This is a genomic window from Mameliella sp. CS4, from assembly GCF_019392335.1.
Lineage (GTDB): Bacteria > Pseudomonadota > Alphaproteobacteria > Rhodobacterales > Rhodobacteraceae > Antarctobacter.
This window is the reverse complement of sequence record NZ_JAHXRQ010000075.1, coordinates 1-1,111: the sequence shown is the minus strand read 5'-3', so window position 1 is coordinate 1,111 and position 1,111 is coordinate 1. Positions and strand designations below refer to the sequence as shown.

The following is a 1,111-nucleotide window of genomic DNA, read 5'->3' as shown; positions in this document are numbered from 1 at the left end:
GGAAAACAACCCGGCATTTGTGCACGGCGGTCCCTTCGCCAACATCGCGCACGGCTGTAACTCTGTCATCGCGACGACCACCGCGCTGAAGCTGGCCGACTACGTCGTGACAGAGGCCGGTTTCGGTGCTGACCTGGGCGCCGAAAAGTTCATGAACATCAAGTGCCGCAAGGCAGGGCTGGCGCCTTCGGCAGTCGTCTGCGTCGCCACCGTGCGCGCGATGAAGATGAATGGCGGCGTGGCCAAGGCCGACCTGGGCGGGGAAAACGTCGACGCGGTCAAGAAGGGCTGCCCGAACCTGGGACGTCACATCGAGAACCTCAAATCCTTCGGCGTGCCGGTCGTCGTGGCGATCAACCACTTCGTCACCGATACCGATGCCGAGGTCGCGGCGATCAAGGAGTACGTCGCCAGCCACGGCGCCGAGGCGGTGCTGAGCCGCCACTGGGAACTGGGGTCCGAAGGCTCCGCGGATCTCGCCCGCAAGGTCGTGGCCGTGGCAGAGGCGGACAGCGCCAACTTCTCGCCGATCTATCCCGACGAGATGCCGCTGGCCGAGAAGATCCAGACCATCTGCAAGCGCATCTACCGCGCTGACGAAGCACTGATGGACAAGAAGATCCGCGATCAGCTGAAGCTCTGGGAAGAGCAGGGCTATGGAAACCTGCCGGTCTGCATGGCCAAGACGCAGTATTCCTTCTCGACCGATCCGAACCTGCGTGGCGCGCCCACGGGGCATTCGGTTCCGGTGCGCGAAGTGCGTCTGTCGGCGGGCGCGGGCTTTATCGTCGTCGTCTGCGGCGAGATCATGACCATGCCGGGTCTGCCGCGCGTGCCGGCGTCGGAAAGCATCCGACTGAACGACGCGGGCCAGATCGAAGGTCTGTTCTAAGCGGCGGACCGCCGATTGGCGAGAGCAACTGAGGGGGCCTGAGCCTCGGGTCCCTGACAGTGCGGGTGCGGCGGCGTAAAGCAGTCGCACCCGTCCATCATTTCGGGGCGCGGGGTGACCCGCGCGGAACAGGGACAAGAGAGATGAGCGCAACAATCATTGACGGCAAGGCCTTTGCGGCCACGGTCCGCGAGAAGGTGGCGGCGCATGTGGCGCGGC

The 1,111-nt window shown here is 64.9% G+C and carries 1 protein-coding gene; it reads left to right on the top strand.

Annotated features, from left to right (window positions below; genetic code table 11):
* Positions 1–892 (top strand): formate--tetrahydrofolate ligase (locus tag KZZ07_RS26575; RefSeq protein WP_219519917.1); only part of this gene is annotated, 892 nt, incomplete at its 5' end.
* Between the last annotated feature and the right edge of the window lie 219 nt (positions 893–1,111).